Source organism: Mesorhizobium sp. LSJC285A00 (assembly GCF_000503155.1).
In the GTDB taxonomy this organism is placed as follows: domain Bacteria; phylum Pseudomonadota; class Alphaproteobacteria; order Rhizobiales; family Rhizobiaceae; genus Mesorhizobium.
Genome location: NZ_AYVK01000056.1, coordinates 1 through 24,127, shown reverse-complemented (window position 1 = coordinate 24,127; position 24,127 = coordinate 1). Strand labels below are relative to the sequence as shown.

The window sequence follows — 24,127 nt, the reverse complement described above, 5'->3', positions numbered from 1 at the left end:
ATGTTGTTTGCCGCGTCGCTGTCGATAAAGGCGCTTGTGATCCCTCTGCTGGCATGGGTCGCCTGGATAGACTTCTCGGCCCAGAAGATATCCAACCGTGATGTGCTGCTGCTCTTGTGTCTCGGGCTGGGATCGCTTCAGCTTGTTTCCATAGCAAGCGGATCGTGGTGGGATATGGGATTGAGCGCAATCGCCGGATTTGTGCTGTTCGTCGCGCTCTTTCCGTTCTGGATTTTGCGCAAGGTCGGAGCCGGCGACGTCAAGCTGATGGCGGTCGTTCCGTTTCTGACCGGTGGAAACGGTCTCGCCCTGTTCTCGGTGCTGCTATTGGTTTTCGCCGTCGCCACCGTGGCCATCATGAAAAACCCTTTCATGCTGCCGGCAGGCGCGTTTCGGGTCTATATACAGCACTTGGACCGCAAGGGCGTCGTGCCTTTTGGCGTGCCGATTTCAGCTGCTGCGATCTGCACGATAGCGTTCCAAATCTATGCCACTCTGGCGCTGGTGGGCAGTTCTGGGATACTGCGGCAGCTTAACTAGGTTCCGGAGATTTCTTCCATGTCGATAGCGCGGCTGGCGATCCGTACCACTTCGGAGGCGTGGCGCGCTAATCAGCCATTTTTCGTGACGGTATTCGCCTATATTCTACTGGCGCTTATTGCTGCGGCGCATTGGAACATCGCCATAAACTTGAAACTGTATAATAAGAATTTCTTATTTTTTGGGGCAGCCGTAACCCTGATCCTTCTCGCTGTAGTCCTGGTTCGGTTGACTATTCAACGGCCGGAGCAACCGTTACGTGCCATGAAGGATCTCATGCTGGCCAACAACCTGCCGGATCGAATTGCATTCGGACTGCCCGTTGCGCTCGTCATCCCGCTCTTTTTCTCGATGTTCACCAGCATCAAGGGGGGACTCAGCAGGATCCAACCATTCTACGCCGACACGTCCCTGGTGGCGATCGACAGGGCAATTCATGGCGGGGTCGATGCATGGAGGTTTTTTCATCCTATGCTTGGCTTTGGCCCTGTCACCTTTTCGCTGAACGTTCTTTACAATCTCTGGTTTGCCGAGGTTTTCATCGTTTTGTTTTGCATCGCTTTTTCAGCGAGGAATGGACGGCTGCGTTCCCAGTTTCTGGTCGCGTTTGTCCTTACCTGGGTGTTGATAGGTAACGTTTTGGCGGCAGCCTTCGCTTCAGTTGGGCCGGCATTCTTTATGCCCTTTTACGGCGATGGTACGTTTTCTCCCCTGATGGACTACCTTCAGTCGACCAATTTGACCTATCCCGTCTCGGCGCTGGCTACGCAAAATTATCTGCTGGTCGATGCCGGGTTTGATGGTCCACGCTTGGGCAGCGGCATCTCAGCCTTTCCGTCGTTGCACGTGGCTGTCGCGACCCTGAACGCGATTTACCTCTGGCGTTTCGGGCGTTTGCTCCGCTGGGCCAGCATTGCGTTTCTGGCTGCAATCCAGCTGGGCTCGGTGCACTTGGCCTGGCACTACGCGGTCGATGGATACGCTTCCATGCTGTTGACGCCAATCATCTGGGCTATTGCAGGACGGATGTCGAACGCCCGGCCTCGCCTGCAGATCGGTATGAAAGATCTCCGGATCGAAATGGACTGAGCTTGCCTATGCCGCCATTGAACTGTCACTGTCGAATGTCGCGAGGCCGCGGTTCTCAACGATGATGAAATATAGCTGGATGGTCGAGTATCTCGGCGATGCTTCGTCGCCTCTCGGCTCATCCGTCAGCGACAGCAAGGCGGATGTCATCGCCAGCACCGCCGCTCAAACCTCAAGTTCGGAGAGTTAGGGCGGCTCTACCGCATCCTTCAAACTCAGCAAGCCTTTCACAGCTCAGGAACGCTGGATTTTCGTTAACGTGAAGATCTCGAAGGTATCAACAACTGTCTATGTCGATCCGAAGGTGAGGCTGACTTGATGCGCGTCCGGTATTTCGATACCGCCCACAAGCCTGTCTGACAGCCACCAAATCGCAACCACGCCGATTATCGAAGCTTCGCCGTCGATGGCATAATGCCAGCCGAGGTGCACCGATCCGACGAGGATGATAACGAGGAACGCGATCGATAGTCCGAACCAGACGCGACCGATGTGCCGGGCAAACAATGCATTCAGAAATGCCAGGGCCACATGCATCGAGGGAAACGCAGAGATACCGTTTCCGATTTGGACGCCAGGCTCGGTGCCTTCCCTGAGCAGCAAGGCCTGAAGGTCAAGGTGCGTCATGGAATAAAAATGGCCGGCGTAGTCGAAATATGAGGACATCTCCCGGAACGGGTCGTCATGATAGAATATTCGGTAGAAGCATGGGCCGGCCGAAGCGACCGTCATCGCTGCTAAGCTGCCGAGGAGAATCCAGCAAAGAGCAACCGAAAGCAGATACCTGTTTCGCAAGCGGCGTCGACTGCGCATAAATGCGACCGCCGCTAGCGTCATGAATACCACGGGTATCCAAGCAAAGTAGAACAGGCCGAGGCAGTAGGTCACCAGTGGATAGCCAATCAGGGGATGGATCAGTTTCCACGCATCACCGCCGTGGATGGCTCGGTCGAGGCCAACAAGAATTGGGTCGGCGTAGTAAGGCACCAGATTGCCAATGCTCGCCTTCATGCTGGTGAATGTGGCGAACATGAAGGACGTTGCCAGCACGATCGGCAGGCCGAGCGCCATCCTTTCCGTGATAGCCCAGTCGCCGCGCAGTTTCGCCTTAAGGTGGCTAAGCGGCGAAGCTGGCCTGTCGCGAAAGAGCATCATTGCGGTCGCGCCGCAGATGACGAAAAAGCCCAGGATCGACGACAGAACGATGAACCGGGCCGAGAGGCCTATTTTGAAAGGCAAGTCAAATATTCTAGCAAGAGCAGCCGATCCGATGACGAAACTTCCGGCAACGAGCATATATTGCCGATTGGCCTCGATGCTGTCGGAAATGATCAGACGTAACGCAGTTGACGGTGGCGAGGGCCACCATCGCGGCCGGCGCTCTATCAAAGGCGTATGAATAGTCTCCCTCAAGTCCGTCCCCCGTTTAACAGACTCGGACAGAGGTGCCCCCTGTAGGTTGCTCATCCCCAGATCCAGAAGGCGATCCTGTTATCGTTAGGTTATTTGAGTCAAAGGATTTTTAGCAATCTACTAACTAAGATGTATTTGTGGCATGAATCGTACTCTCCCGTAAGTCATTGATGGGAAATGGAATTCCTCGAATTAACTATCGTGCAAACAAGCGCCTGTCCCTCGAGGGATGGCTCGGTCGAAATATAACCTGTTATTGCTGACTACTATTGTATGTTTCCCGCAGCCGCCGCCGCGTTCCCAGTGCCGCGAGGTAGGTTTCAGGGAACAGGCGAGCCGCGACGCGAGTGTAGCAAGTTTTGCCGATAGGCCTATCCTCGGTGCTGAAGTTAGGTCAGCGCTCGCCGCCATATTCGCTTCTTCGGCGGGTCTTTCTTCAGAAGGACCGGAGCGTCGACCGCGACCGGAGGCGGCGGGGTAAACGTCAAGTATTCAACGACGGTCACGAAGCCGCCGGCACTGGCGCTCGCAATCGCGCAAATCACAAGCATTTTCAAAAAGCCCACGGGCAAATCGCTCCTCAAGCCGGGAGAGAGGATGCGCTCGACTTGGTTAAGAAGCAACTACTACGATGACCAGAAAGGAGAGACCGATGGCCGTCTAGAGCAGCGAGGGCTAGGTGTTTGATCCCAGGCTTTGATGGCGCGTACTTTTTCGTCCGAATCAAAGGATGCGCTATGGGCCAGGTTCTTCATGGGAGCGCCACGACGACAGAGGCGATCCGTCGAGCGATACAGCATAGTTGAGNGGGCTAGGTGTTTGATCCCAGGCTTTGATGGCGCGTACTTTTCGTCCGAATCAAAGGATGCGCTATGGGCCAGGTTCTTCATGGGAGCGCCACGACGACAGAGGCGATCCGTCGAGCGATACAGCATAGTCAAGAGAGCCTGAGGGCGCTGGCGAAGCGCATGAACCGCACGATCAAGGATGTGACCGTCAAACGCTTCTACTACGAGAGCCATGACCAACTGCGCCAGCATCTCGCCGATTTCGTCTTAGCCTATAATTTCGGCCGTCGACTGAAGACCCTCAAGGGCCTCACGCCCTTTGAATACATCTGCAAANCATCTGCAAAATCTGGACAAAAGAGCCCGAACGATTCAGGCTCGATCCAACCCATCAAACCTTGGGACTAAACAACTAGAGGTCTTTGCAAATACCATCGTCAGCTTGCTGCACCTCGCTCGGGTTCGCAGTCTCGGCGAATGCTGCAAAGGCGCGTAGATCGGTGAAAACGACGGTCACCCCGCGACGGTGACTTTAGAAGCGGGTCGCATTCCGTTAAGGACTGCGTTTGAGAGTTCGCTAACTCAGCCGGAATGGCACCTTCGAAGCCACGAAGCGGGTACCGTCTCCATCTATTGCAGCAACGCGATTGCTGCGTCTCCGAGACCCTTTGGTGGGGTGCCGCTGTAGCCATCCAGGTTGACGCTCGAATCTCCATTGTAAGAGAATTGCCAAGCAACAATCCATCCTAGGCCGGTAGCCAACTTCTTGTCATTGCTCCCTTTCATTTTAAGGTGGTGCATTGGCAAGTATATTGTGCCAGTTACCGAGTAATTCTTATTTATTGCAAGCGATATAGCCGGCAACAATGGCAAGGCGGTACGCGATCCGAAGATGGCAATTCCGGTATAAACGCCGCTTGTAGGAGCGGAAAGTTCCATGGCGCCGTTACCACCTGCCTGTATGATGCTGGACTTGGAATCGACGAATATGGTGACTTCCTTGCCTGTGATTTTCGCATTGTTGCTGATGCCGACTATCGCATTGTGAAAGTAGTGAACGCCTGGGGAAAGCACAATTTTTCCACCGAAGTCGATGCTTCCGCAGAACACCCGCCCGGCCGGAATGGTGACATCCGAGAGCGCCTGGTTGCTGTAGTCGCAACCGGTCGGGGGAACCGGTTCTGGTGTGCTGACAAGTGGGTCGGCGAGGAAGGGCTGGTTCGTCTTCGGGGAAACGCTGTATCCGCCGCCTTGGTAATTGCCGACTACCGAGATTTTTGTCGCGGCGATTTTGCCGGCCCCAACGTGTCTCAGTGCTTCGGGGCTGGAAGAATTTACCTGAATGCCACAATTTGGCACCGACACCTTTCCTAAACCGGTCACACTCAGCGCTCCGGTTGACTCTGGATCGAGAGCATAGATGCAGTACTCCGGGGGGGCCTTTCGTGCCTTTGCCGTGACGTGAAGGCTGATCGCCTGAATGCCGGCAAGATTCATAAAGTCCGTCGGCATTGTTGCGGCGATTTCAACTGCTGCCTCCCGCGACACGGGAGTCGGCGTTGTGATGTCGACTTCAACCACCGCTCCCACCGCAAAAGAGCCGTTACCAAGCGCAATGTTCTTGGCGGCCTCGACGGCTTCCTCGTCTCCACCCTCGCTCTCTATAGCTGCCAGAGCCGCTGAATCGGCCAATTCTTGCAGCCTGGATTTCCAGGTGACGGCACTGGTAAGGTCAATGGCCACGCCCAAGACCAAGCATAGCGGTAGCGCCACCAACGCCGCTGCCACGGCAAAGTTTCCGCTCCTATCGAGCAGCAGGTCCTTCAGCTTTCGCATTGAGATGCCCTCGCAGGGAAGCAGGCTAGATCGAATCGCGTTTAAACTTTGCTAAATTAGAATATCCTAATTAAATTGCATGCCGCTGCAGGCTGCGCAGACTTTGGCCAAGCGACTCGCGCTAGGCTATCTCGCTCATCGAGGTATCTACATCTTGCCGAGCTACAGGACCGCAGATCCCGCTATTTGAGTCCGAATGCGCTCGCTGCCTGATCCGAACCCAACATATCCATTGCCGAATGCCCGACCCCCGGCAAGATCACAAGACGCCAGTTAAAGGGCCACCCGTTGGCGCTCGCGACAGCTTGCGCCAACTCGTATGTGTACTGCCCCCGTTCCAGGCGAGTCGCCCCCTGGCGCATAGCGGCCGCGCCTTCGTTCAGCTCGGCATCGCCTGTATCCTCCTCTCCAAGATAGATCGTCAGCGGCAAGGCCAGATACGCTTTCATCTCCTCGGTGGCTTGATCCGGCGTGTAGACGCATCCCGAGGAGACGCAGCCGAGCCCGTAGGCCACGGATTCCGCCAGCGAGGGCAGAACATATGATGATGGATTGGCAACCACCAATCTCTTCGCGTCGGCCAAGGCGAACGCGGCAACACGAGACGTAAATTGGCCGCCGGCGGAATGTCCGAAAAGGTAATACTGCGCGTTCGGCAATCCCTCTCGTGACCTCGCCCAGTTCACCAGGCCCTTCACATACCAGACGGTCCATCGTTCTCGCGGCTGAATAGCGCCGCTGTTGACGATCCCCCCACGTTGATAGCTCCAGCTTGGGAACCTTTCCAAGTCAAAGAGTGGCGCCATGACGATCAGGCAGTTTCGATCAGCGAGAGACTGCGCATAGTCCCTGTAGGAAGACGCCGTTCGGCTCAACCCATGGAAGACGAACAGAATCGCGGGATTGCTGCAGCTCTTGGGGTGGTAGGTATAGACCGTCAGCTTCGTCCCGTTGATGGTTGCTGTGGTCGTACCCTTGCCCACCTTCCAGGCAAGCACCGGGCCTGAGTAAATCAGGCTGCAGGCCATCACCGCCGCAGCCAACAGACGGATCAGAAATCGCACCTGTCGCTCCTATGGACAATCCACATGATGCCATATTCCATTAGAGATTTCTAAACAAATCAAAACCGCCTGGGCGGTAAAGACTTCGTTTCAGTCATGGGGACTTGGCGCTTGCCGAAGGCTGGCCGTCAGCACGAGGGGATAGACAATTTGAGGCATCTGTCCTGGACATCGGCTACTGCACTGCCCAGTCCAGGCGACAAATCGAGCAGCCGATCGATCGTCGCCCGGCCGGCCGCCCCTCCCATTATTTTTGGTTGGTAGTCGAGGCGCGGATCTCTGTTTTGAGCGTAAACGGGGTATATATCCAGACCTATCTGCCGCGCACCAAAGTGGAAGCACGGCAAGATAGACTCACCCCGGCTGCTTCCCGACCCAAAGGCGAAATTGCCGACACTGTATAGTATCGGCCGATCTTTATAGATCTCGATCGGCTGGAGGATATGTGGATGATGGCCGATGACGGCGTCGGCGCCGAAGTCGATAAACTGCCGTGCTTTCACGCGGTTTTGCTCTGTAGGTTGGCGCCGGTATGTAGCAGTAAACCAATGCACCATCACCGCGATCCGATCGACCAGCGGCCGCAGTCGTGCGAGGTCACGCTCGACCAATTCGGGCAGATCTTGAGCGGAGCCTGGAAGTTCGCCACGAGCCGCCGTTCGGTCGTTCCAGTAATATCCGAGAAGTCCGATTCGGATATCCACGCCGTCAAAAATCGCCGGATCGTGGGCCGAGTTCTGGTTCCTACCGCCACCGTACGGTTTGATAGAATGTCGCTCCAGCGTGTCGAGCGTCTCAACTACGCCACCCGGACCGCAGTCCTGAATGTGGTTGTTCGCAATGGTCATGGCAGCAAAGCCGGCGCGGCGTAAGACAGCGGCTGACTTGGGATCGACCTTGTATGAGTATTTCTTACTGGGATCTGCTTCCTCGGATGTGGAGGCGAACGGCCCTTCAAGGTTTCCAGTTATCAAAGCGCTGCGCCTAAAGATCGGCTTGACCCACGCGAGGGGATAGTCCGGGCCGAACCTGCGGATACGATGGCGCATCCGCATGCCCGTCATGACGTCTCCGACCGCGGCGAGATGGTATGGTGCGGTCGTGGACGATGAAAGGAACAGTTCAAGTTGGTCCGGGTCGATGAGATCGCCATCATCCGGAATTATGACTTCTGAAAACTTCTCGCGAATTTTGGCAACATGGCGCTGCACGTCTAGAGAGCCGCTGAGGCGGTGAGGGAGGGGCGGAACTGACGGCGCGAGCAGCATGTCGGTCACAAGCGAACTAAAACCGATCCCGCGATTCTCGAAGATCTCCCGGATCGGCGTTTTGTAAAGCCCGCCGGACGCCACGCTGTCCGTATGAAGAAGGCACGAGACAAAGCTGCGTGGTGATGATCTGATCGACCTGGTTTTGACCCGGGAGGGAGCGAAGGGGCTGTCAGAAAGTCGCCCAAGCTCCAAAAGGGCACCAACAACCAACTCCATGCAGGCAAATTCGTGCCCGAGAAATGCTTTGTGCAGATCCCACATCGCCCCCGCGAGGGCTTGTGCGACCAGCGCCTCCTGCGGCTGCATTTCGTCATCGTCAATGCGGGTCTCATTGGCAAGGCTGCCCGCAGGCACAAACTCAGCATCGTGACGAGCGTGCCAGCACCCGACGTGGGGGCTCGATAGCATGGAGGCGGCCAGATAAGTGCTCACGGCATATTCAAGGGCACCCGGTCTGCTGAACGCGGCACGCGGTGCACGCAACCTGTCGGCCTGCACATCAGCGGTATGACGCACGACGTGAAGCCCGAACGCCTGGTATATTTTGCCGGCGTCGTGGGATGGGTCGCAGCGATAGGTGCCGCCTGAAATTCGTGGCAGCCACCCTTCCGCGGTGACCCCGTGCACCGGACCGAAAAGTAACTCTCCGCAAAGCGGAATTGAAAAGTCGTCGAGATTTTCCGTTCTTGCTGGGTAACGATATCTGGCCCCTTTGACCGGCACCCAGCTGCTGGTGTCCTCAGGACTGCCCGGTCGTGGGCTCGGCCGACGTGCATTGACGATCGCCCTGACTTTCGGCAGGGAGCCTATTCCAGATGAACGAAGTGCATCGTTGATGCGCTGGCTCATCAAGGAGACGTGGTAGTAGACGTTGACCTGGCCAAAGCCCGCGGCGGCCTCGCGGCTTTCCCATCCACCGCAATCGCCATCGCCGGACGGCTTGAAAGAAAAATTGCCATACTCGTCGGGCGACACCTCGCCCATCTGGCCAGTCGGCCAATCCTCTTCCATGCTTGGATGGCTGATGACGTCCACGTACCGCCCACGCAGGCCGCGCCTTCCGGCGCGCTGCGAGAGATAGGGCAATTCGACGTCCGCCAGATACACGCGGCCGCCGGTAAAGTCCGAGTCACATGGCTCCCAGACGTAAACAGAGCCAGTCGCCATATTTACTCCCTTGTCGAGCTTACTGCTTTCGCCGTCATGCCGTGCGCAAAGCAGTAACTGCTGCCCCGAGGTGCCTTCACCCTCGCTTTCCCGTCAATGCGTGTCTATCGGACTACTGTCTTTTTTCTTGTTCCCGGTCGACCCATTGCGGGCACCTGATGCGTCAGTAGCCTCGCCAAGCTCCCGCCGTGCATTGTCCAGCACTTCCGAGAGCGATCCCTCACCGATCAGCTTGAGTTCCTTCGCGACCACATTCGATTTTGTGAGCGGCCATTTGTCTAGCGACGCTGCGCGCACGAAGCCATACGCCGACGGCATGCGGACCATCAGCCAGCCCAGGTTCACCATCTCCGCAGTGAACTCCCGCACAAATTTTGCCCCCCCTATACGACGCCCGGTCAAGCGCCTGAATGTCTTGTAAGACATCCTTGCACGGGTTCTAGGCTCCCCCGCCTTGTTCTTGGTGCGTTGCAGGGCCAAGGCGACGAGTGCTGCCGCGTCGCCTTGCGAAACATTTGGTGTCGCAGTTGCTGAAACAGTATCCATGAACGCTACTCCCTTTTTACCTCAGCAGAGAAACTCCTGCTTGCTGGTGAACTCCAATTGCGTAAGGTCGATTCGAAGGTGGCGACTCCACCTCATCGAACCATGCATCCCGTTTTGCCAGATACGAAATTGCCATTGCATGCATTGCAGCCTTGAGCTGCGGCGGTCGCGACGCAAACGTGGCAGGTTCCGAAACCAGCTCGCCAGATCCCGATGCAAGCGTCATCTTGGCTCCGGACCCATCGGTGCTCCACCGCATCGATAGAGCCAATCCACCGCGTTGTAGATGTCGCCGCAAATCAGGGCCAAGCTCAGTCTCGGCACTTGTCAGAATCAATCTTTCAACAGGCAGCGCCGACAACGCCTGGCGGGATACGAAATCCTCATTGTCGACGATAAAACAGCCACGGTTACCGGCGTTCAGAACTGCTTTGGCGAGGTTTTTGAGAATCTCGCAATTCTCGAGGTCCGTCGCCGTCACCGACACGGCGTGGCAAGCGCCCAGACCGAGACCGTTCTCCGAGATTCTTGCTGGAGAAGCGGCATAAACCAGTGCTTCCAACAAAGGATCCCTGGCCAGCATTTGCGGGGTTGCCCGCTGGCTGAATCCTTGTGGTGCGGTGTTGATGTAGGCGCCTTTCTTCGACAAGAGGCCGATGCTCCGCCCCTCTGCCATGAACCGGTGCTCGATTGCTTTTGCCACCATGCTGGTATGCCGGTCGCCAAGGACGAGCACCGTGGCAACTTCCGATGAAGCCGGATCGTCGTACATATTGGCCAGGATTATCTCGCTCACATCCCTTGCCGTGCCGGCCCGCGGCCAAAGATGAAACTCGATCCCTGGTCTAGCGTTCACCTCGATGACAGTGCACCCGACATCTTTGTGAGATTGCGCAATGTCGGGCATGATCAGATCCAACCCGGCAATACTGAGCCCAATGACCCTGGCGATACGCTCACATAGCTTATGATTGTCCGGATGGACGGAATTTGTAACGTCGACCGGTACCCCTCCGCGTGCGAGGTGACCGTTTGGTCGCAGAACCACCTGGTGCCCGGCAATGGGGATGGTCTCCATCGTAAGATGGTGCAATGACAGGTGTCTAAGCAGGTCGTCGTCGATTTCGAGAGGCGACAGACGCCTGCCGTCCCTGTCGGGTTCCCGATTCAAATCATCGATCAAGTGACGCAGCGTTTTTTCGGCGTCGCCAGTAACCTGCGGCGGGCAACATAGGACTGCCGCCACGACACGAAAATCAACAATCGTCGCTCGATACTCCGGGCCGGCGATGAACTCTTCTACCAGCACGCCATACCGTTCAGACTGAGCCACCTGGCACGCTATGTCGAACGCGGCTTCAACAGCGCGGCGTCCCCGCAGCTTGACTGAAACTCCGCGCCCCTGATTGCCTTGGGCGGGTTTCACCACCACAGATTTGCCCAGCTGCTTGGCGGCAGCGACCGCCTCGGATTTGCTGCGAACCGTAAGCTGGCGCGGTACGGGCAAGCCGGCCTGCGCCAAAAGCCTGTTGCCCAGCCTCTTGTCGAGGGCCACTTTCGCCGACGCAAACGATGTCGAACCGGATATCGTTGAGAAGAGCTGCTTTTGGTTTTTGCCTTGGCCGAGACGAAGATGGTTGCGCGCGACAAACTCGAACGGGATGCGGTTCCTCTTGGCGGCCGCAACCAGCACGGCGGTCGAATTTGAAAGACGCCGTTTCTTTGCTCTTTCCAGGTTCAATTCCCGTGCGAGGGAATACTTCGATGTGGCATCCCCATCTCGCGTTGCCTCGCTGACCGCATCAACGACAGCCGCCGCGGCCGCGCGCGACATTTGCGGGTCGTCCGACTCCCAGACGATCACTGAATTGCTCTCCGACGGATCGCTCACCAACGTGGCCACAGTTGGAAACGAATAAAAATTCATCGCGCGGCGAAGCTCGAGGTCCGCGGCCAGGATCGCATCAGCAAGATACGAAGCTACCAAAGCATCCTGCTCGCATTCCGGAAAGAGACCGGAAAGCACCAATCGGACCTCATCAGTAAAACCGGACACGCGGGCAGTAGCCAGTTGCCCCAAATTCAACGTCAATTTAACGACTGTATTCGCGTTATACACGTTGAGGCCGGATAGCGTCTTGAACCCGGTGATCTCAAACGGCTCTAATTCCCCAACTGGGCATACTATGGCCATACATTTTGCCCCCCGAATTAACCTTCCGTCTGCTTTACGAAAGGTTCCTGCCTCCATCGCTTGCGCGCAACCCTCAGTTATATTATGGTTAGCTAATGGTTAAGGCAACAAAAAAATAAAAGAAGGTTGGAGCCGGAGGAAAATAATTCTTAAATAAAGTTTTAAATAAAAAGACTCGGACTGCGTAATTGAAGTAGCGTTGGGGTGGGTATCATGTCTGTTTGTAGAATTCAGCGCGGGCGCATGAAGAAAGCCAAGCGTTCGTTCGCGACTCGCCGGGTCGCGGCCTCGCATATGCGCACGTTGATCACAGGTTCCTTGCAGCCGGTCGCAGGCGATCTTGTCCTGGCTCGTGTGGACAAACTCGGCAATCACAGCAGATTGGAACTGATCAACGGGAGAAAGGCGATCATGTTTCCCGGCGATGAGATAATCATTTGCTATGGAAACAGATACGCACCGGACCAGTTCGAAGCTGTTATTGGCCCTGATCTCGGACCATGTGACCTAGTGGCGGGGGGAGGCATCGCAGCGTGTGAGCTTTCCAGACATGATCGCATGATCGCGCCAACGAAGATCACCCCTCTCGGACTGATCGGGGACAAGTTCGGTCGCCGATTGAATGTTTGGGATTACAAGGTCAGCTCCGACGACCTTCGCCCCTCTCTGCCGATTGTCCTGTCGCTGGGAACATCCATGAACGCGGGAAAGACATTGACGGCGACGTCGTTGGTAAGAGGTTTCAAAAGAGCAGGGCTTAAGGTTGCCGCGCTGAAGATTACCGGAACTGGGTCCGGTGGCGACACCTGGATTGTGCGCGATGCGGGCGCTGACATCGTTCTTGATTTCACCGACGCCGGGTTTGCAACCACTTATCTTGCCTCAGTGGAAATGATCGAAAAGGGCGCTTTCCGCCTGCTGAACCATGCAGCCGAAAATGGATGCGACGTTGCTGTCATCGAGATTGCCGACGGGCTGCAGCAGAAGGAAACGTCCGAGCTAATTCTGGCGGAATCATTTCGCAGCATGGCTCTTGGCACAATATTCGCGTCCTACGACGCGATGGGTGCAAAGTATGGAGTGGATACGTTGCGCGCTGCCGGCCACAAGGTGCTGGCCATCAGCGGCAGACTTGGCCGATCACCGCTTGGCGTGAGAGAGGCTGAGGAAGCTACCGGGCTGCATTGCTATTCCCCGTGGGATCTCCAGGATGGCGCGCTCGGTCCTGTGTTTAGGGCCCGCGCTGCGGAAAAACTGTCCAACGGACAGAGCAACAACCCGTACCTGCGGCGCATTGCGGCATCGTCGGAGGCAGCCATGCCGCTCGGCGTGGATCGAGCCCATTCTCACCAACTCCGGATTGATTTCTTGGCAAAGGTCGCGCGCGAGTTGATTGTAGCCGAACTGGGAGAAGTAAATGCCAATGGCAGCCTGGCGACGTGGCCCAGTCCATTCGGAAGCATCTTGGTCACGCTGCCTGAGCGGCCTTCCCAGGGTTCCCAGGGTTCCCAGGGTTCTATCCCCACATTCATGTCGGTGCAGGCGCCCGCGGAACTAGTAGAGGCAGCAGTGCTGGCAAAAAGCCGCGGTGCCCTCAAGTCGTCGCTCGGCGGCATCGTGCAGGCCCTCGGCTGCGCTCCGCTCCCGGCTGCCCGGATGTCCTACCTGCTGAACGAAACCTGGTCAATGTTTGAGGCGGCCGATCATCACGATAGACCTCTGCAAAACGCACTTGAGGCGCCGCCGTTGGATGCTCATGATGACATTGATGCGGTGATCATGAATTTCTCTGGCCTCTTCAATGAGCATTCTGATCAGCACGCTCCCCTTGGACGCGCGTGAAAGACGGTGTCCCGATGAACACACGAGGCAGGCGTCGGTATAGCGGCCCCCTCAGCGAAATGTGGAGAAAGTCGATACCCGGCCTTGCGGCTCTGGTGGTATTCAGCGTGTTTATCAATGTTTTGCGCTTTGCCGGCCCGCTCTATCTCATACAGATATTCGACCGGGTCATCTCGAGCCGCAGCGTTGAAACCCTTGTCATCCTGACCCTGGCTGCCTTGCTCGCCCTGGTAGCCGGCGTCGCACTGGAAACCATTCGCCGTCGCATGCTCTCGCGCTGGAGTGTCTGGATCGAGCATCAGTTGACCAGCCAGTCCGTGAAAGCCGGATTGACGTCAGGCGTAGCCAATCCGCCGCTTCTGGCCAGCATCGAAAAGGTCTCCAGCTTTGTTGAACGCGGGCTATCTGCCTGGCTGGATGTCGTTTGGGCACCGATTTTCCTGTTGTGTGTGTACTTCATCCATCCGGTTCTCTGGCTGATCGCGCTGGCAGCTACCGTTTTGCTGGTTGGTATGAGCCTGTTGAAGGAAAAGTTCACACGCGAACCCCGTCAAGCGGAACGCGATGCCGCCAAGCAGGCAAAAGAGGTGTTGGTTTCGGCGGAGCGGCACAAGGACGTTGTTAGTGCCTTTGCAATGGCGGACGCAATCGCCGGGCGCTGGGGTAGGAGCCGGGCGGACGGCTTCCTGCAAAGAGACCGGCTTAATGCTTGGGGATCCAGCCTGGATGCCGCGATCCGGGTGCTAAATCGTAGCCTCTACATTATTCTGCTGGCCTCCGGCATATGGCTGTTCCTGAACGACCAGGCGTCGCTTGGGGGGATATTTGCAGCCCGACTCATAGCCAACTTCGCTTACAGGATGGTTGGCAAAGCGGTTGGGGAACTCAGAGGCCTCCGCGAGGCGCGCGAAGGATACGCCAAAATCAAGGCGGACCTGGCCAGGCCGTCGGACGGGGACCCGTCCTTGCTGCCTGGAACTTCGCGCGGCACACTAATTCTTGATGAAGTAGCGTTCAGGCACGCGGGATCGCGAGAAGACGTATTCAGGAAACTGTCGCTGTCGCTGGCGCCAGGCGAGTTGCTATTGGTCATCGGGCGCGCAGCGACCGGCAAGACAACGCTCTCCCGCCTCCTGATAGGCTTGCTCAAGCCACGAACCGGACAGGTTCGCCTGGGAGACATGAACGTCACTCGGCTTCCGGATCATGTTAGAGCCGAGGCCATTGGCTATTTGCCACAGCAGGTCGAACTGTTCGAGGGAACCGTCGCCCAGAATATTGCCCGGTTTCAACAAAGCTCCATCGATGATGTGGTTTCTGCTGCAAAAATAGCAGGAATCCACCATGTTATTATTCGCCTGGACCAAGGCTATGACACAGTGCTTGACGACACGATCGGGCTGTCTGGCAGCGAACGGAAACGGATTGCGCTTGCAAGGGCGCTGTTTCGCGCTCCGAGACTTATCGTTCTGGACGAGCCATTCGCCAATTTTGACAGTTCGTCGAGAAGGGCGCTTGAAGCAGCGGTGAAAGTCATGAAGGGATCGGGATGCTCGGTAGTCATTACCATGTCGGGACAAACCAACCGTCTTGTCGGATTGATCGACCGGACGCTGATCCTGGGCGGCCGAACGCCTGAGCTCTCCGATCCCACGGAGCGCGCGGTTCGTTCCGTGAAAACTGAGTTGCGGAGTGTAAAGTGACAGTCCCGCTCGCCGTTGGCGCCAAACAACCCGGAGACGATCCTGCGCCCTTTGGTAAGAACTTCATTGTTCTCGGTTTCGCGATAATCGCAATTTTTTCGACCCTGACCGGCATGTGGCTTGTTGCGGCTCCAATCCAGGGTGCCATTGTTGCCAACGGGTTGGTGGAGGTAGCCTCAAACGTAAAGACAGTGCAGCATCTCGAAGGTGGGATTGTATCCGAGATATTGGTTCAGGAGGGCGATCGCGTGTCGCCAAGTCAGGTCCTGGTACGACTGCAGAGCACTGCTTCTACGGCCGCTGCGAACGAAATCAAGGCGCAATGGTACGAGGCGAAAGCCACCGAGGCACGGTTGATCGCCGAGAGAGACGGCAAGGACTCAATCGAAATTCCGCCAGAGTTAAAGGACCCCGGTAAAATGGCGGCCGAGGCTGTCTCCGGCCAGGAGAGTATCTTTCGAACACGTCAGACCCTGCTTCGTGAGAGACTTTCCCTGCTGCAGCAAACGACCGGCAGCCTGCAGAAGGAGATAGAGGGCTATGAAGGGCAGGTGGCTGCGGCCACACGGAAACTGGAGTTGATCGAGGAGCAACTAGGCGATGTTCGTGCCCTTTATCAAAAGAAGCTGGTGGTAAGGACGCGCCTGACAGATTTGGAGACTGAAAAGGCGGATGTGGGAGGCGACCTGAGCGGCTATATCGCGTCAATTGGCGTTGCCAGGCAAAAAATGGAGGAGACGAAGTTCAAGGTTGCTGAACTTAACGCATCCACGGCGGCCGACATTGTCGCTGAGCTTGGGGTGGTGCGTGCCAAGATATATGAATCCGCTCAACGAATAGCCGCCGCCGATGACGTGATGACAAGAACCGAGATCCGCGCTCCCATCGGAGGCACCATAGTGGGGCTCAAGATTCACACCATTGGCGGGGTGATAGCAGCAGGCGATCCTCTGATGGATATCGTGCCCGTCGACGACAACTTCGTCGTGATTGCCAACGTGGACCCGCTCGACGTCGACCAGGTGAAAGTGGGGCTGCACGCGACCATCTGGCTCAGCGCGGTGGGCAGGCGGTATCAGCAGCCCATGAACGGTGATGTCCGCACCCTTTCAGCAGACCGGCTGGTCGATCCGCGCACTGGCAAGGCATTTTATGCAGCTCGCATCGTTCTGACACCTCAGTCCCTGAAGGCAACGCCCGTGGCATTGCAAGCCGGAATGAACACACAAGTGATGATCGAGACTGGAGCGAGGTCAGCATGGGAATATCTTAGCGCTCCGGTCTACGCTGCCATGGGTCGGGCTCTGCGCGAACAATAGGATTGGCTATCGGGGCAGCCGTCGTTGGGTTGGATTGTGAGCGCAGCGCAAGCTCAGCGCCTCCACATCTCAAAAGATAGCGTGCACCTGCTGGGGTGAGAGAAGAGCCCATAAGCGCTAACTTTACACCAAGACGACGCTTCTTGCAGCGGCGGATTGGCTTTTGCGCCGTCTTGGTGNAGCGCCAGGATCAGGTGGGCCGTCAGCCAGCTTCGAGCGAGCCGCTCATCTCGCGCGGGAAGCTTATGGATGCCCGTAGGCGCGATCGCCAACAACAATGTCGCCTTGGCGTAGCGGAACACGCAAGAAGCTTTCACCCCCGCGCACGTCGCTGATCTCCAGATGCGCGAAGCGTGCGAGCGCCGGTTCGTAGGTGGCATGCACCCGCCAGTCCGTGCCGGCACTGCCAGGGCGCGAGATCGAACTTCATCGACAACGCGCAGCCGGCGCCCCGTCGGCGCCGCGCTTTTGGCGCAAGCCTTTTGGAGCAAGGCGCCGGCAATGTCGCCGAGCCAATCGGCGGCTGCGCGCAAGCGCTTCAAAAGAGCAACGTCGGAAAGGCTCGCAAGAATGTCGGCCAAATGCAGAGGCCGGAAACGGCGGTTCCAAGAAGAACCCCGTCATGCAAACCCATGCCGCTTTCGCCTCTGCCGATTAGCCAAGCCATTTGGGCCCGTTGACCCTGCAGCCGCGGTCGAAGTCGTCACCGATCGGGCTGAGTCGCGTGCCGGGGTTTATCGTTGCCGAATTGCTGGGAGCAAGCGTCGCCATGGCTTGGCCGGATGGCTGCTCGCCGAGCCCGCACCAGTCACATCAATGAAAGCAGCAAAATGATCGTCACCATCTATCACAATCCCGATTGCGGCACTTCGCGCAACACGCTCGCCATAATCCGGCAATCGGGCGAGACACCGGAAGACATCGAGTATTTGAGAACCCCGCCATCACGAGAAAAGCTCATTGGGTTGATCGCCGCCACGGAAACCACGCGATTTGCTGCGCGAGAAAGGCACGCCCTATGCCGAACTTGATCTGGTCAATCCCAAGCGGACCGACGACGAAATCCTTGATTTCATGCTGGCGCATCCGATCCTGATCAACCGGCCGATCGTGGTCGGTCACACCTCTTGGCGTGGTTCCAGGCCGGCCCTCGGAAGCGGTTCTCGACATCCTGCCTAATCCCGATATCGGGCCGTTCGTGAAAGAGGATGGCGAAGTCGTGGTCGACAACAAGGGTAAGCGCATCGCCTGAAAAGAACCACGCGGCCGATGACACGTTGCCGAACGTCGACGACGAGCAGTTTCGGCCGATCGAAATGCAGGCTCTGCTGGACGCGCCCCGCTCCATTCACAAACCGCGCGTGCTGATGCTCTACGGATCTTTGCGCGAACGGTCCTATTCCCGGCTCGCTACGGAGGAGGCTGCCCGTATCCTGCGCCGTTTGGGTGCCGAGGTGCGTATCTTCAATCCCTCGGGCCTGCCACTCCCCAATTCGACGTTTGCCGATCATCCGAAGGTCCAGGAACTGCGGGATCTGTCGATTTGGTCGGAGGCCCAGGTCTGGTGCTCTCCGGAACGGCACGGGTCTATGACAGGAGTAATGAAGGCGCAGATCGACTGGCTGCCGCTCTCGATGGGCGGGATACGCCCGACGCAAGGCAGGACGTCGCTGTGATGCAGGTGTCGGGTGGCTCGCAGAACTTCAACGCCGTCAACCAGCTGCGCATTCTCGGGCGATGGATGCGGATGGTCACCATCCCCAACCAGTCGTCAGTGGCGAAGGCCTTCGCCAAGTTCGACGAGGCCGACCGCATGAAGCCCTCGTCGTACTACAACCGGATTGTCGACGTGATGGCGGAACTGGTGAAGTTCACGCTCCTTCTGCGCGACCGTTCCGCCTACCTGACGGACCGCTATTCGGAGCGTGTCGAAAGCGCGGAGGAGGTCGCCAAGCGGGTGAGCCAACGGTCAATCTGAGACGCGTTCCTAACACCCTTGACGGGCGACTGCATATTTCCATATTGTTCGAAATTGGCTTGACGGCGCGAGCTGCCACGGTTAATCCTAATTCCATGAAACTCGAACAAGCTGCATCCCAGCTCGAAAGTCTCGGAAATCCGACGCGGCTCCAGCTCTATCGCATATTGGTCAGGGCAGGGGACGAAGGACTGCCTGTCGGCAGTATCCAGGAGAGACTCGAGATCCCGTCTTCAACGCTGTCGCATCACCTCAAGCGGCTGGTCGATACGGGACTTGTCACCCAGGAGCGTCAGGCGACGACGCTGATCTGCCGCGCCAACTATCCCGGCATGAATGCGTTGATCGGCTATTTGGCTGACGAGTGCTGTGCCGACGCAAAATGTGCGCCCTCGACCACCAAAGTTGTCGCCTGATTTTTTGCGCGAATAATTCGAAGATACTGGAAGGATCGAAAAAATGAACGACATGGCAGATCTCCCGGTGGCAGTGATCGGCGCGGGGCCGGTGGGTCTCGCCGCGGCCGCTCAACTGATCAGCCGTGGACTGAAGGTGAAGGTTTACGAGGCTGGTTCGCACGCGGGTTCGAACCTGTTGGACTGGGGGCACGTTCGCGTTTCACGCCCTGGCGCTATTGCGTTGACGCTGTCGCTCGACGGCTGCTCGAGGGCCATGGATGGACAATGCCGGAGCTCGAGGCATTTCCCACCGCTGATGAGATCGTAAACCAATACATCGGCCCGCGCGCAGCTTCCGGAACTGGCACCGTCCATCGAGACCAACGCCCGCGTCATCGCCGTGTCCCGCTGGGGCGCCGACAAGGTCGTCAGCAAGGGGCGTGAACTGAGGCCCTTCATGCTGATGGTTGAAACCACGAGTGGACAGCGCCGGGATACTGCCCGGGCCGTCATCGATGCGTCAGGCACATGGCAAACACCGAACCCGCTCGGCGTCGGCGGCCTGTCCGCTGAAGGCGAGAGCGAGTTCCGCGACCGGATCGGCTACGGCATCCCCGATGTCCTGGGCCGGGATCGCGACCTCTACGCTGGCCGCACTACACTCGTGGCGGGAGCCGGTCATTCCGCTGCCAATGCCTTGCTGGAACTGGCCAATCTGTCAGAAAGCGCTCCAGACACTTCTGCAATCTGGACGACGCGCAGCACCGACCTGGTACGGATCTACGGTGGCGGCGATGCTGACGCTTTGCCCGCACGCGGTGAACTCGGCTCCGAAGTCAAGGACCTTGCCGAAAGCGGCCGCGTTCGTCTTGTGACCGGCTTTGCCACCACAGCCATCCGTGAGGTAGGTGGTCGCCTGCTTGTGGACGGGCAAACCAAAGATGGTGTTCTGACCATCGGTCCTGTCGACAGGATTATCGCGGCCACGGGCCAGCGCCCGGACCTCGTTCTGACCCGGGAACTGCGGCTCGATCTCGATCCATGGCTTGAAAGCGTAAAGGCCCTCGGCCCTCTCATTGATCCAAATGAGCACTCTTGCGGGGACGTCCCCCCGCATGGCCACCGTGAACTCAGCCATCCGGAACCGGGGTTCTATACGGTCGGAATCAAGAGCTATGGCCGTGCGCCGACGTTCCTGCTGCTGACGGGCTACGAGCAGGTTCGCTCCGTCGCTGCGGCGATCGCCGGTGACATGGCGGCGGCCGATGCCGTTCAACTGGTGCTGCCGGAGACCGGCGTCTGCACGGTGCCGGCATCGTTTTCCGGCTCAGCTTCGAAAGGCTGCTGCGGTGGCCCGGCGGCCGAGGCGGTTGACGCCTGCTGTGTCGCGGACGCGCAAGCGAAGGAGGGTGGCAAGGCTGGCTGCGGCTGCAGCGCCGCGGCATGACCTTTTCGCCTCAGCCGATTGCCGTCGTGCGCGGGCGTCGCACGATCATCACGACGCTCGGCGTGACACAGATCATGGCGTGGGGATCATCGTATTATCTCCCCGCTGTTATTGCGCCGTCAGTCGCTGCGGATACAGGCTGGCCTCTGCCCTGGGTCGTCGGAGGCCTGTCTCTCGGATTGCTCACGGCGGGAGTTATCTCGCCGCGTGTCGGGTCTTCGATCGAACGGCACGGTGGCCGCAACGTTCTGGCCTTCAGCGCGGGATGCATCGGGCTCGGCCAGGTCGGACTTGCGGTAGCCCCCAATCTGGCCGCCTACATCGCCGCGTGGCTGGTTATCGGCCTCGGCATGGGGGCAGGGCTATACGACGCTGCTTTCGGCACCCTTGGCCGGCTCTACGGCCATGGTGCGCGCTCTGCTATCACGACGCTCACTCTGTTCGGCGGCTTTGCGAGCACGATCTGCTGGCCGATCTCGGCCTTTTTGCTGGTTGAGATAGGGTGGCGCGGCACGTGCCTGGCCTACGCCGCTGTCCAGCTCTGCCTCGCCTTACCGCTTTACCTTGTGATCTTGCCTCGCGGCCTGCCGCAACCGCTTGTCAAGGCCGCATCGAGTGCGGCAGTGACGCCTGCTCTCCAAACCGGCTCCAATCTACCGATCATGGTCGTGCTCGCCGCGACCCTGACCCTTGCCGCCGTGATCTCCTCGACCCTGTCGGTGCATCTGCTGACGATCCTGCAGAAGGGCGGCATGACGCTTGCGGCGGCGGTGGGGCTTGGAGCCCTTGTCGGTCCGTTCCAGGTGGCTGCGCGGACAATCGAGATGGTGATCGCACGGTTCCATCACCCGATCTGGACCAGTTTCGCTTCGGTGACCTTCGTTGCGATCGGGGGTGTCTGCTCTCTGGCTCGGCATGCCGATCGTTCCGTTGGCACTCGCATTCTACGGAGCAGGCATTGGCCTAGAGTCCATCGTGCGTGGAACACTCCCGCTCGCGATGTTCGGCTCTAATGGCTACGCCAAGCTGATGGGCCGCCTTGCCATGCCGAGCCTGATTGCCCAAGCGGCGGCGCCCTCCCTAGGCGCGTTGCCTCTAGAGCGCTTCGGTGCCACGGCACACTGGCGACACTTTCCGCCCTTGCGCTGATTAACGTCGCCCTGGCATGCGGTTTGGGTTGGCTGATTTTCAGTCGACGGAATTTTCAGGTGCAACCGCAATAGTGTGGCTAGCGGTGGCGGTTTCGCGCTAAACTTGTTCACATTGTCCGCGAATGGTAGCGAGAGAGCGCTACCGCCTTTCCCCCCACTCGTCGAGCTACCGGTTCCTGCTTAGGTGGTGCGGGTGAGCTGTGTCGCTGCTATCTGCCGCCAGACATGCGCGCCAGCATGACATATGATGAAAGTGACAACCCGAGGAGTGGGAGCCGGAGTCGATGTCTGGACGTCCGGGTTCGGAACTGCGCTGCGGATGGCCAACGCATGGAGAAGGAGTGCCTGTCAGTTCAGGGTTCTACCGTTCCCTGCCGTGCTGCCCAGTCGAACGGGTAAAGGCAATAGAAATAACCGGTCCGTTCGGTGGCGATGTATTTCAGATGGGTGCCGTTGGGCAGCCACACGATGTCGCCCGGATTGCACTCATGGCGGCCATCGTCAAGTTCGATCGTCAAGGTGCCTTCGTGGATGAACAGCACCTCGTCATAGGTCACGGTCCAGTCGATCGAGGCGTTCTCGAGATACTCTATGCCGCCGCCCATTGTCCGACTGATATCGGCATTGATGAGGCGGGCAATCGAGGATGTGCCGGTCGGCGTGACCGACGGCTTCAGGGTCAATTCGCTGTGCTTAAATATCTTGGCCTTGGACACAGTTCATCCTTTCGTTGCGCGGAGGTTGGCTTTCGAAGGGGTGACGCCTGACGGGGCCAATCCCGCCAGCCATCTGGTCACGAGGCCGGGCTTGCGGCCGGCATGTTCGAGATCGTCGCGCCGCCGCACCGCGCCGCGGACGAAATGCGCGCCGACAAACCGGAATGGTTCTGGTGGAAAGCCTCGCGTCACGGGGCGCACGAGCACCGAATGGGTGAGTTCGGATTCCCCGCCGGTCAACAGGCTGGTCAGGATCTTGCCGCCAAGATAGGCCACCGTCGTGCCGTTACCTGAAAAGCCGTAGCCGTAGACGATATCGCTGTTGGCGGGAAAGGCGCCAAACAGCGGCACGCCGCTGACTGTCCGGTCGATCGGGCCGTTCCACGAAGTCTCGAGCGGAAAGTCGGCGAGCGCCGGGTGACCGTCCCGCAACGCGCGGCGCATGTCGGCGACCCGCGGCGATGGACCGTGAAAACGCCGATCGACGACGCCTCCGAGGCCGATGACGCCGCCACTGACGCCGACAGACAGGCGGCCATCGCGCGTCGGCGACCACCCTCCAACGAAGACGCGGGAATCGATCATCAGCGGCGCACGGCGGTAGCCGACCTTGTCGAGAAGGTCCGGAATGGGTTTTGACATGGCGTCGTCGCTGGAGATGTTGAAGATTGCCGGCGCCAGTTCCGGAATGGAGCCTGACCAGGCATTCATGGCAAGCACGATCTTGCCGCAGGACACTGTTCCTTTCGCCGTTTCCACCGTGAGCTTGCCCCGTCGGGAAAACCGCTTCATCGGCGACTTTTCATAGATCCGAACGCCGCGCTTTAGCGCTGCCCGACGCAGGCCGCGCACCAGGAACCCTGGATGCACGGTTGCCGACGACGCATCGAACGCGCCGCCGAGGTGGCTCGTCGTGCCGGCCATCGCCGCGATCTCGTCGCACGAAACGCGTCGTGCAGGCACGTAGCCATGCGCCGCCAGCTTGTTCAATGCGTCGTCCCAGGCCCCCAGCTGGGCTTCGCATGTCGCGCCCCAGATCCAGCCGATGCGATCGAACCAGCTGTCTATTCCCTCGGCCTTGCAGAAGGCGTCGATGCCGCCGATCGCGGCTTCGGACGCCTTGATGATCGAAAGCGCATCGTTGCCCTCGCGCAGCGCGGCAAGCGCGCTGTATTTCGTCCATGCCGAAAGTACCATTCCGGAATTGCGGCCGCTCGGGCCACCGCCGCAAATGTCGCGCTCGATAATGACAATGTCGAAGTCCGGATTGTGCTCCTTGAGGCGAATGGCGGTCCACAGTCCGAGATAGCCGCCGCCGACGATGCAGATGTCGGCCTGCGTCGCCTCTTCGAGCGGAGGCGCAAGGTTCGGGTCCTCGGGCAGGGCTTGCCGCAGCCAGTGGCTTCGCCAGACGATGTCCTTTTCCGGCAGCTGCATCACGATGCGCCTGCCGCGGACAGCCGGCGCTCCACCAGCCTGACCCAAAGGCTCGCGCCGATAGGCAGGATAGCATCGTTGAAATCGTAGTTGGTGTCGTGAGCCGCGGCCTGGTGCGCATCGTCGGCCTGGCCGAGCAGGAAATAGCAGCCGGGCCGCTGTTCCAGCATGTAGCAGAAATCTTCAGAACCCATCTCGGGAGGCGGATCGATGACGAGACTTGCCGGT

At 58.5% G+C, this 24,127-nt stretch carries 15 protein-coding genes and 5 pseudogenes; 11 read left to right on the top strand and 9 right to left on the bottom strand.

From position 1 onward, the window contains the following. Both X726_RS139665 and X726_RS0136635 read left to right on the top strand, forming a co-directional pair. Positions 1–540: a prepilin peptidase gene (locus tag X726_RS139665; RefSeq protein WP_023673358.1), complete on the top strand. Its 540-nt coding sequence runs from the start codon at positions 1–3 to the stop codon at positions 538–540. 18 nt (positions 541–558) lie between these two features. Continuing rightward, on the top strand, positions 559–1,629 hold the full coding sequence (locus X726_RS0136635; protein ID WP_023673357.1) for a phosphatase PAP2 family protein: 1,071 nt from the start codon (positions 559–561) through the stop codon (positions 1,627–1,629). 288 nt (positions 1,630–1,917) lie between these two features. On the opposite strand, the gene X726_RS139670 is transcribed toward X726_RS0136635, so the two are convergent. Beyond that, a complete protein-coding gene (locus tag X726_RS139670) occupies positions 1,918–3,042 on the bottom strand; it encodes a phosphatase PAP2 family protein (RefSeq protein WP_198037397.1) in 1,125 nt (374 codons plus the stop codon). Positions 3,043–4,004: 962 nt separating this feature from the next. Here X726_RS139670 and X726_RS01000000167650 point away from each other — a divergent pair. Then, positions 4,005–4,246: pseudogene (locus tag X726_RS01000000167650) on the top strand (IS3 family transposase); the annotation flags it as partial. A gap of 214 nt (positions 4,247–4,460) precedes the next feature. Here the strand turns inward: X726_RS01000000167650 and X726_RS139675 are convergent. The 5 genes from X726_RS139675 to X726_RS139695 form a co-directional block, all read right to left on the bottom strand. Further along, the gene (locus tag X726_RS139675) at positions 4,461–5,666 is read right to left on the bottom strand and encodes a TadE/TadG family type IV pilus assembly protein (protein WP_023673352.1); all 1,206 of its coding nucleotides are present in this window, start codon (positions 5,664–5,666) and stop codon (positions 4,461–4,463) included. A 182-nt stretch (positions 5,667–5,848) separates the two neighbouring features. Further along, complete coding sequence (locus tag X726_RS139680) at positions 5,849–6,730, bottom strand: hypothetical protein (protein ID WP_156940731.1); 882 nt, start codon at positions 6,728–6,730, stop codon at positions 5,849–5,851. 128 nt (positions 6,731–6,858) lie between these two features. Next, positions 6,859–9,168, bottom strand: coding sequence for a CapA family protein (locus X726_RS139685; RefSeq protein ID WP_023673350.1), 2,310 nt, complete (start codon positions 9,166–9,168; stop codon positions 6,859–6,861). A gap of 93 nt (positions 9,169–9,261) precedes the next feature. Further along, a complete protein-coding gene (locus X726_RS1000000170855; RefSeq protein ID WP_156940729.1) occupies positions 9,262–9,714 on the bottom strand; it encodes a hypothetical protein in 453 nt (150 codons plus the stop codon). 16 nt (positions 9,715–9,730) lie between these two features. Next, positions 9,731–11,908, bottom strand: coding sequence for an ATP-grasp domain-containing protein (locus tag X726_RS139695; RefSeq protein ID WP_023673348.1), 2,178 nt, complete (start codon positions 11,906–11,908; stop codon positions 9,731–9,733). Between the two features lie 243 nt (positions 11,909–12,151). Here X726_RS139695 and X726_RS1000000168290 point away from each other — a divergent pair, with 243 nt between their 5' ends. From X726_RS1000000168290 to X726_RS02575, 8 genes and pseudogenes are all read left to right on the top strand, one after another. After that, on the top strand, positions 12,152–13,750 hold the full coding sequence (locus X726_RS1000000168290; RefSeq protein WP_023673347.1) for a hypothetical protein: 1,599 nt from the start codon (positions 12,152–12,154) through the stop codon (positions 13,748–13,750). A gap of 14 nt (positions 13,751–13,764) precedes the next feature. After that, positions 13,765–15,453, top strand: coding sequence for an ATP-binding cassette domain-containing protein (locus X726_RS139700; RefSeq protein WP_348626784.1), 1,689 nt, complete (start codon positions 13,765–13,767; stop codon positions 15,451–15,453). Next, positions 15,450–16,772, top strand: a complete 1,323-nt coding sequence (locus tag X726_RS139705) for an HlyD family type I secretion periplasmic adaptor subunit (RefSeq protein WP_023673345.1) — start codon at positions 15,450–15,452, stop codon at positions 16,770–16,772. The genes X726_RS139700 and X726_RS139705 overlap by 4 nt, the downstream gene beginning before the upstream one ends. 830 nt (positions 16,773–17,602) lie before the next feature. Then, positions 17,603–18,024: pseudogene (arsC, locus tag X726_RS01000000167645) on the top strand (arsenate reductase (glutaredoxin)). Between the two features lie 64 nt (positions 18,025–18,088). Further along, positions 18,089–18,750: pseudogene (arsH, locus tag X726_RS01000000167640) on the top strand (arsenical resistance protein ArsH). A 95-nt stretch (positions 18,751–18,845) separates the two neighbouring features. Next, positions 18,846–19,166 (top strand): metalloregulator ArsR/SmtB family transcription factor, encoded by a 321-nt coding sequence (locus X726_RS139710; protein WP_023673340.1) that lies wholly within the window; start codon positions 18,846–18,848, stop codon positions 19,164–19,166. Positions 19,167–19,209: 43 nt separating this feature from the next. After that, positions 19,210–20,595 (top strand): annotated as a pseudogene (locus X726_RS01000000167635) (FAD-dependent oxidoreductase). Continuing rightward, a pseudogene (locus tag X726_RS02575) lies at positions 20,592–21,818 on the top strand (MFS transporter). Before X726_RS01000000167635 ends, X726_RS02575 begins: the two co-directional pseudogenes overlap by 4 nt. 281 nt (positions 21,819–22,099) lie before the next feature. On the opposite strand, the gene X726_RS139715 reads toward X726_RS02575, so the two are convergent. The 3 genes from X726_RS139715 to X726_RS0136600 form a co-directional block, all read right to left on the bottom strand. After that, the gene (locus X726_RS139715; RefSeq protein ID WP_023673336.1) at positions 22,100–22,462 is read right to left on the bottom strand and encodes an AraC family ligand binding domain-containing protein; all 363 of its coding nucleotides are present in this window, start codon (positions 22,460–22,462) and stop codon (positions 22,100–22,102) included. Between the two features lie 3 nt (positions 22,463–22,465). Continuing rightward, complete coding sequence (locus X726_RS139720; RefSeq protein ID WP_023673335.1) at positions 22,466–23,899, bottom strand: FAD-dependent oxidoreductase; 1,434 nt, start codon at positions 23,897–23,899, stop codon at positions 22,466–22,468. Further along, the coding region (locus X726_RS0136600; protein WP_031215523.1) for a M20/M25/M40 family metallo-hydrolase at positions 23,899–24,127 on the bottom strand (229 nt) is incomplete at its 5' end. The genes X726_RS0136600 and X726_RS139720, both read right to left, overlap by 1 nt.

Coding starts and splice junctions, on each gene's coding strand:
- X726_RS139665 (WP_023673358.1), top strand. CDS start 1: ATGTTGTTTGCCGCGTCGCTGTCGATAAAGGCGCTTGTGATCCCTCTG.
- X726_RS0136635 (WP_023673357.1), top strand. CDS start 559: ATGTCGATAGCGCGGCTGGCGATCCGTACCACTTCGGAGGCGTGGCGC.
- X726_RS139675 (WP_023673352.1), bottom strand. CDS start 5,666: ATGCGAAAGCTGAAGGACCTGCTGCTCGATAGGAGCGGAAACTTTGCC.
- X726_RS139685 (WP_023673350.1), bottom strand. CDS start 9,168: ATGGCGACTGGCTCTGTTTACGTCTGGGAGCCATGTGACTCGGACTTT.
- X726_RS1000000170855 (WP_156940729.1), bottom strand. CDS start 9,714: ATGGATACTGTTTCAGCAACTGCGACACCAAATGTTTCGCAAGGCGAC.
- X726_RS139695 (WP_023673348.1), bottom strand. CDS start 11,908: ATGGCCATAGTATGCCCAGTTGGGGAATTAGAGCCGTTTGAGATCACC.
- X726_RS1000000168290 (WP_023673347.1), top strand. CDS start 12,152: ATGAAGAAAGCCAAGCGTTCGTTCGCGACTCGCCGGGTCGCGGCCTCG.
- X726_RS139700 (WP_348626784.1), top strand. CDS start 13,765: ATGAACACACGAGGCAGGCGTCGGTATAGCGGCCCCCTCAGCGAAATG.
- X726_RS139710 (WP_023673340.1), top strand. CDS start 18,846: ATGAAACTCGAACAAGCTGCATCCCAGCTCGAAAGTCTCGGAAATCCG.
- X726_RS139720 (WP_023673335.1), bottom strand. CDS start 23,899: ATGCAGCTGCCGGAAAAGGACATCGTCTGGCGAAGCCACTGGCTGCGG.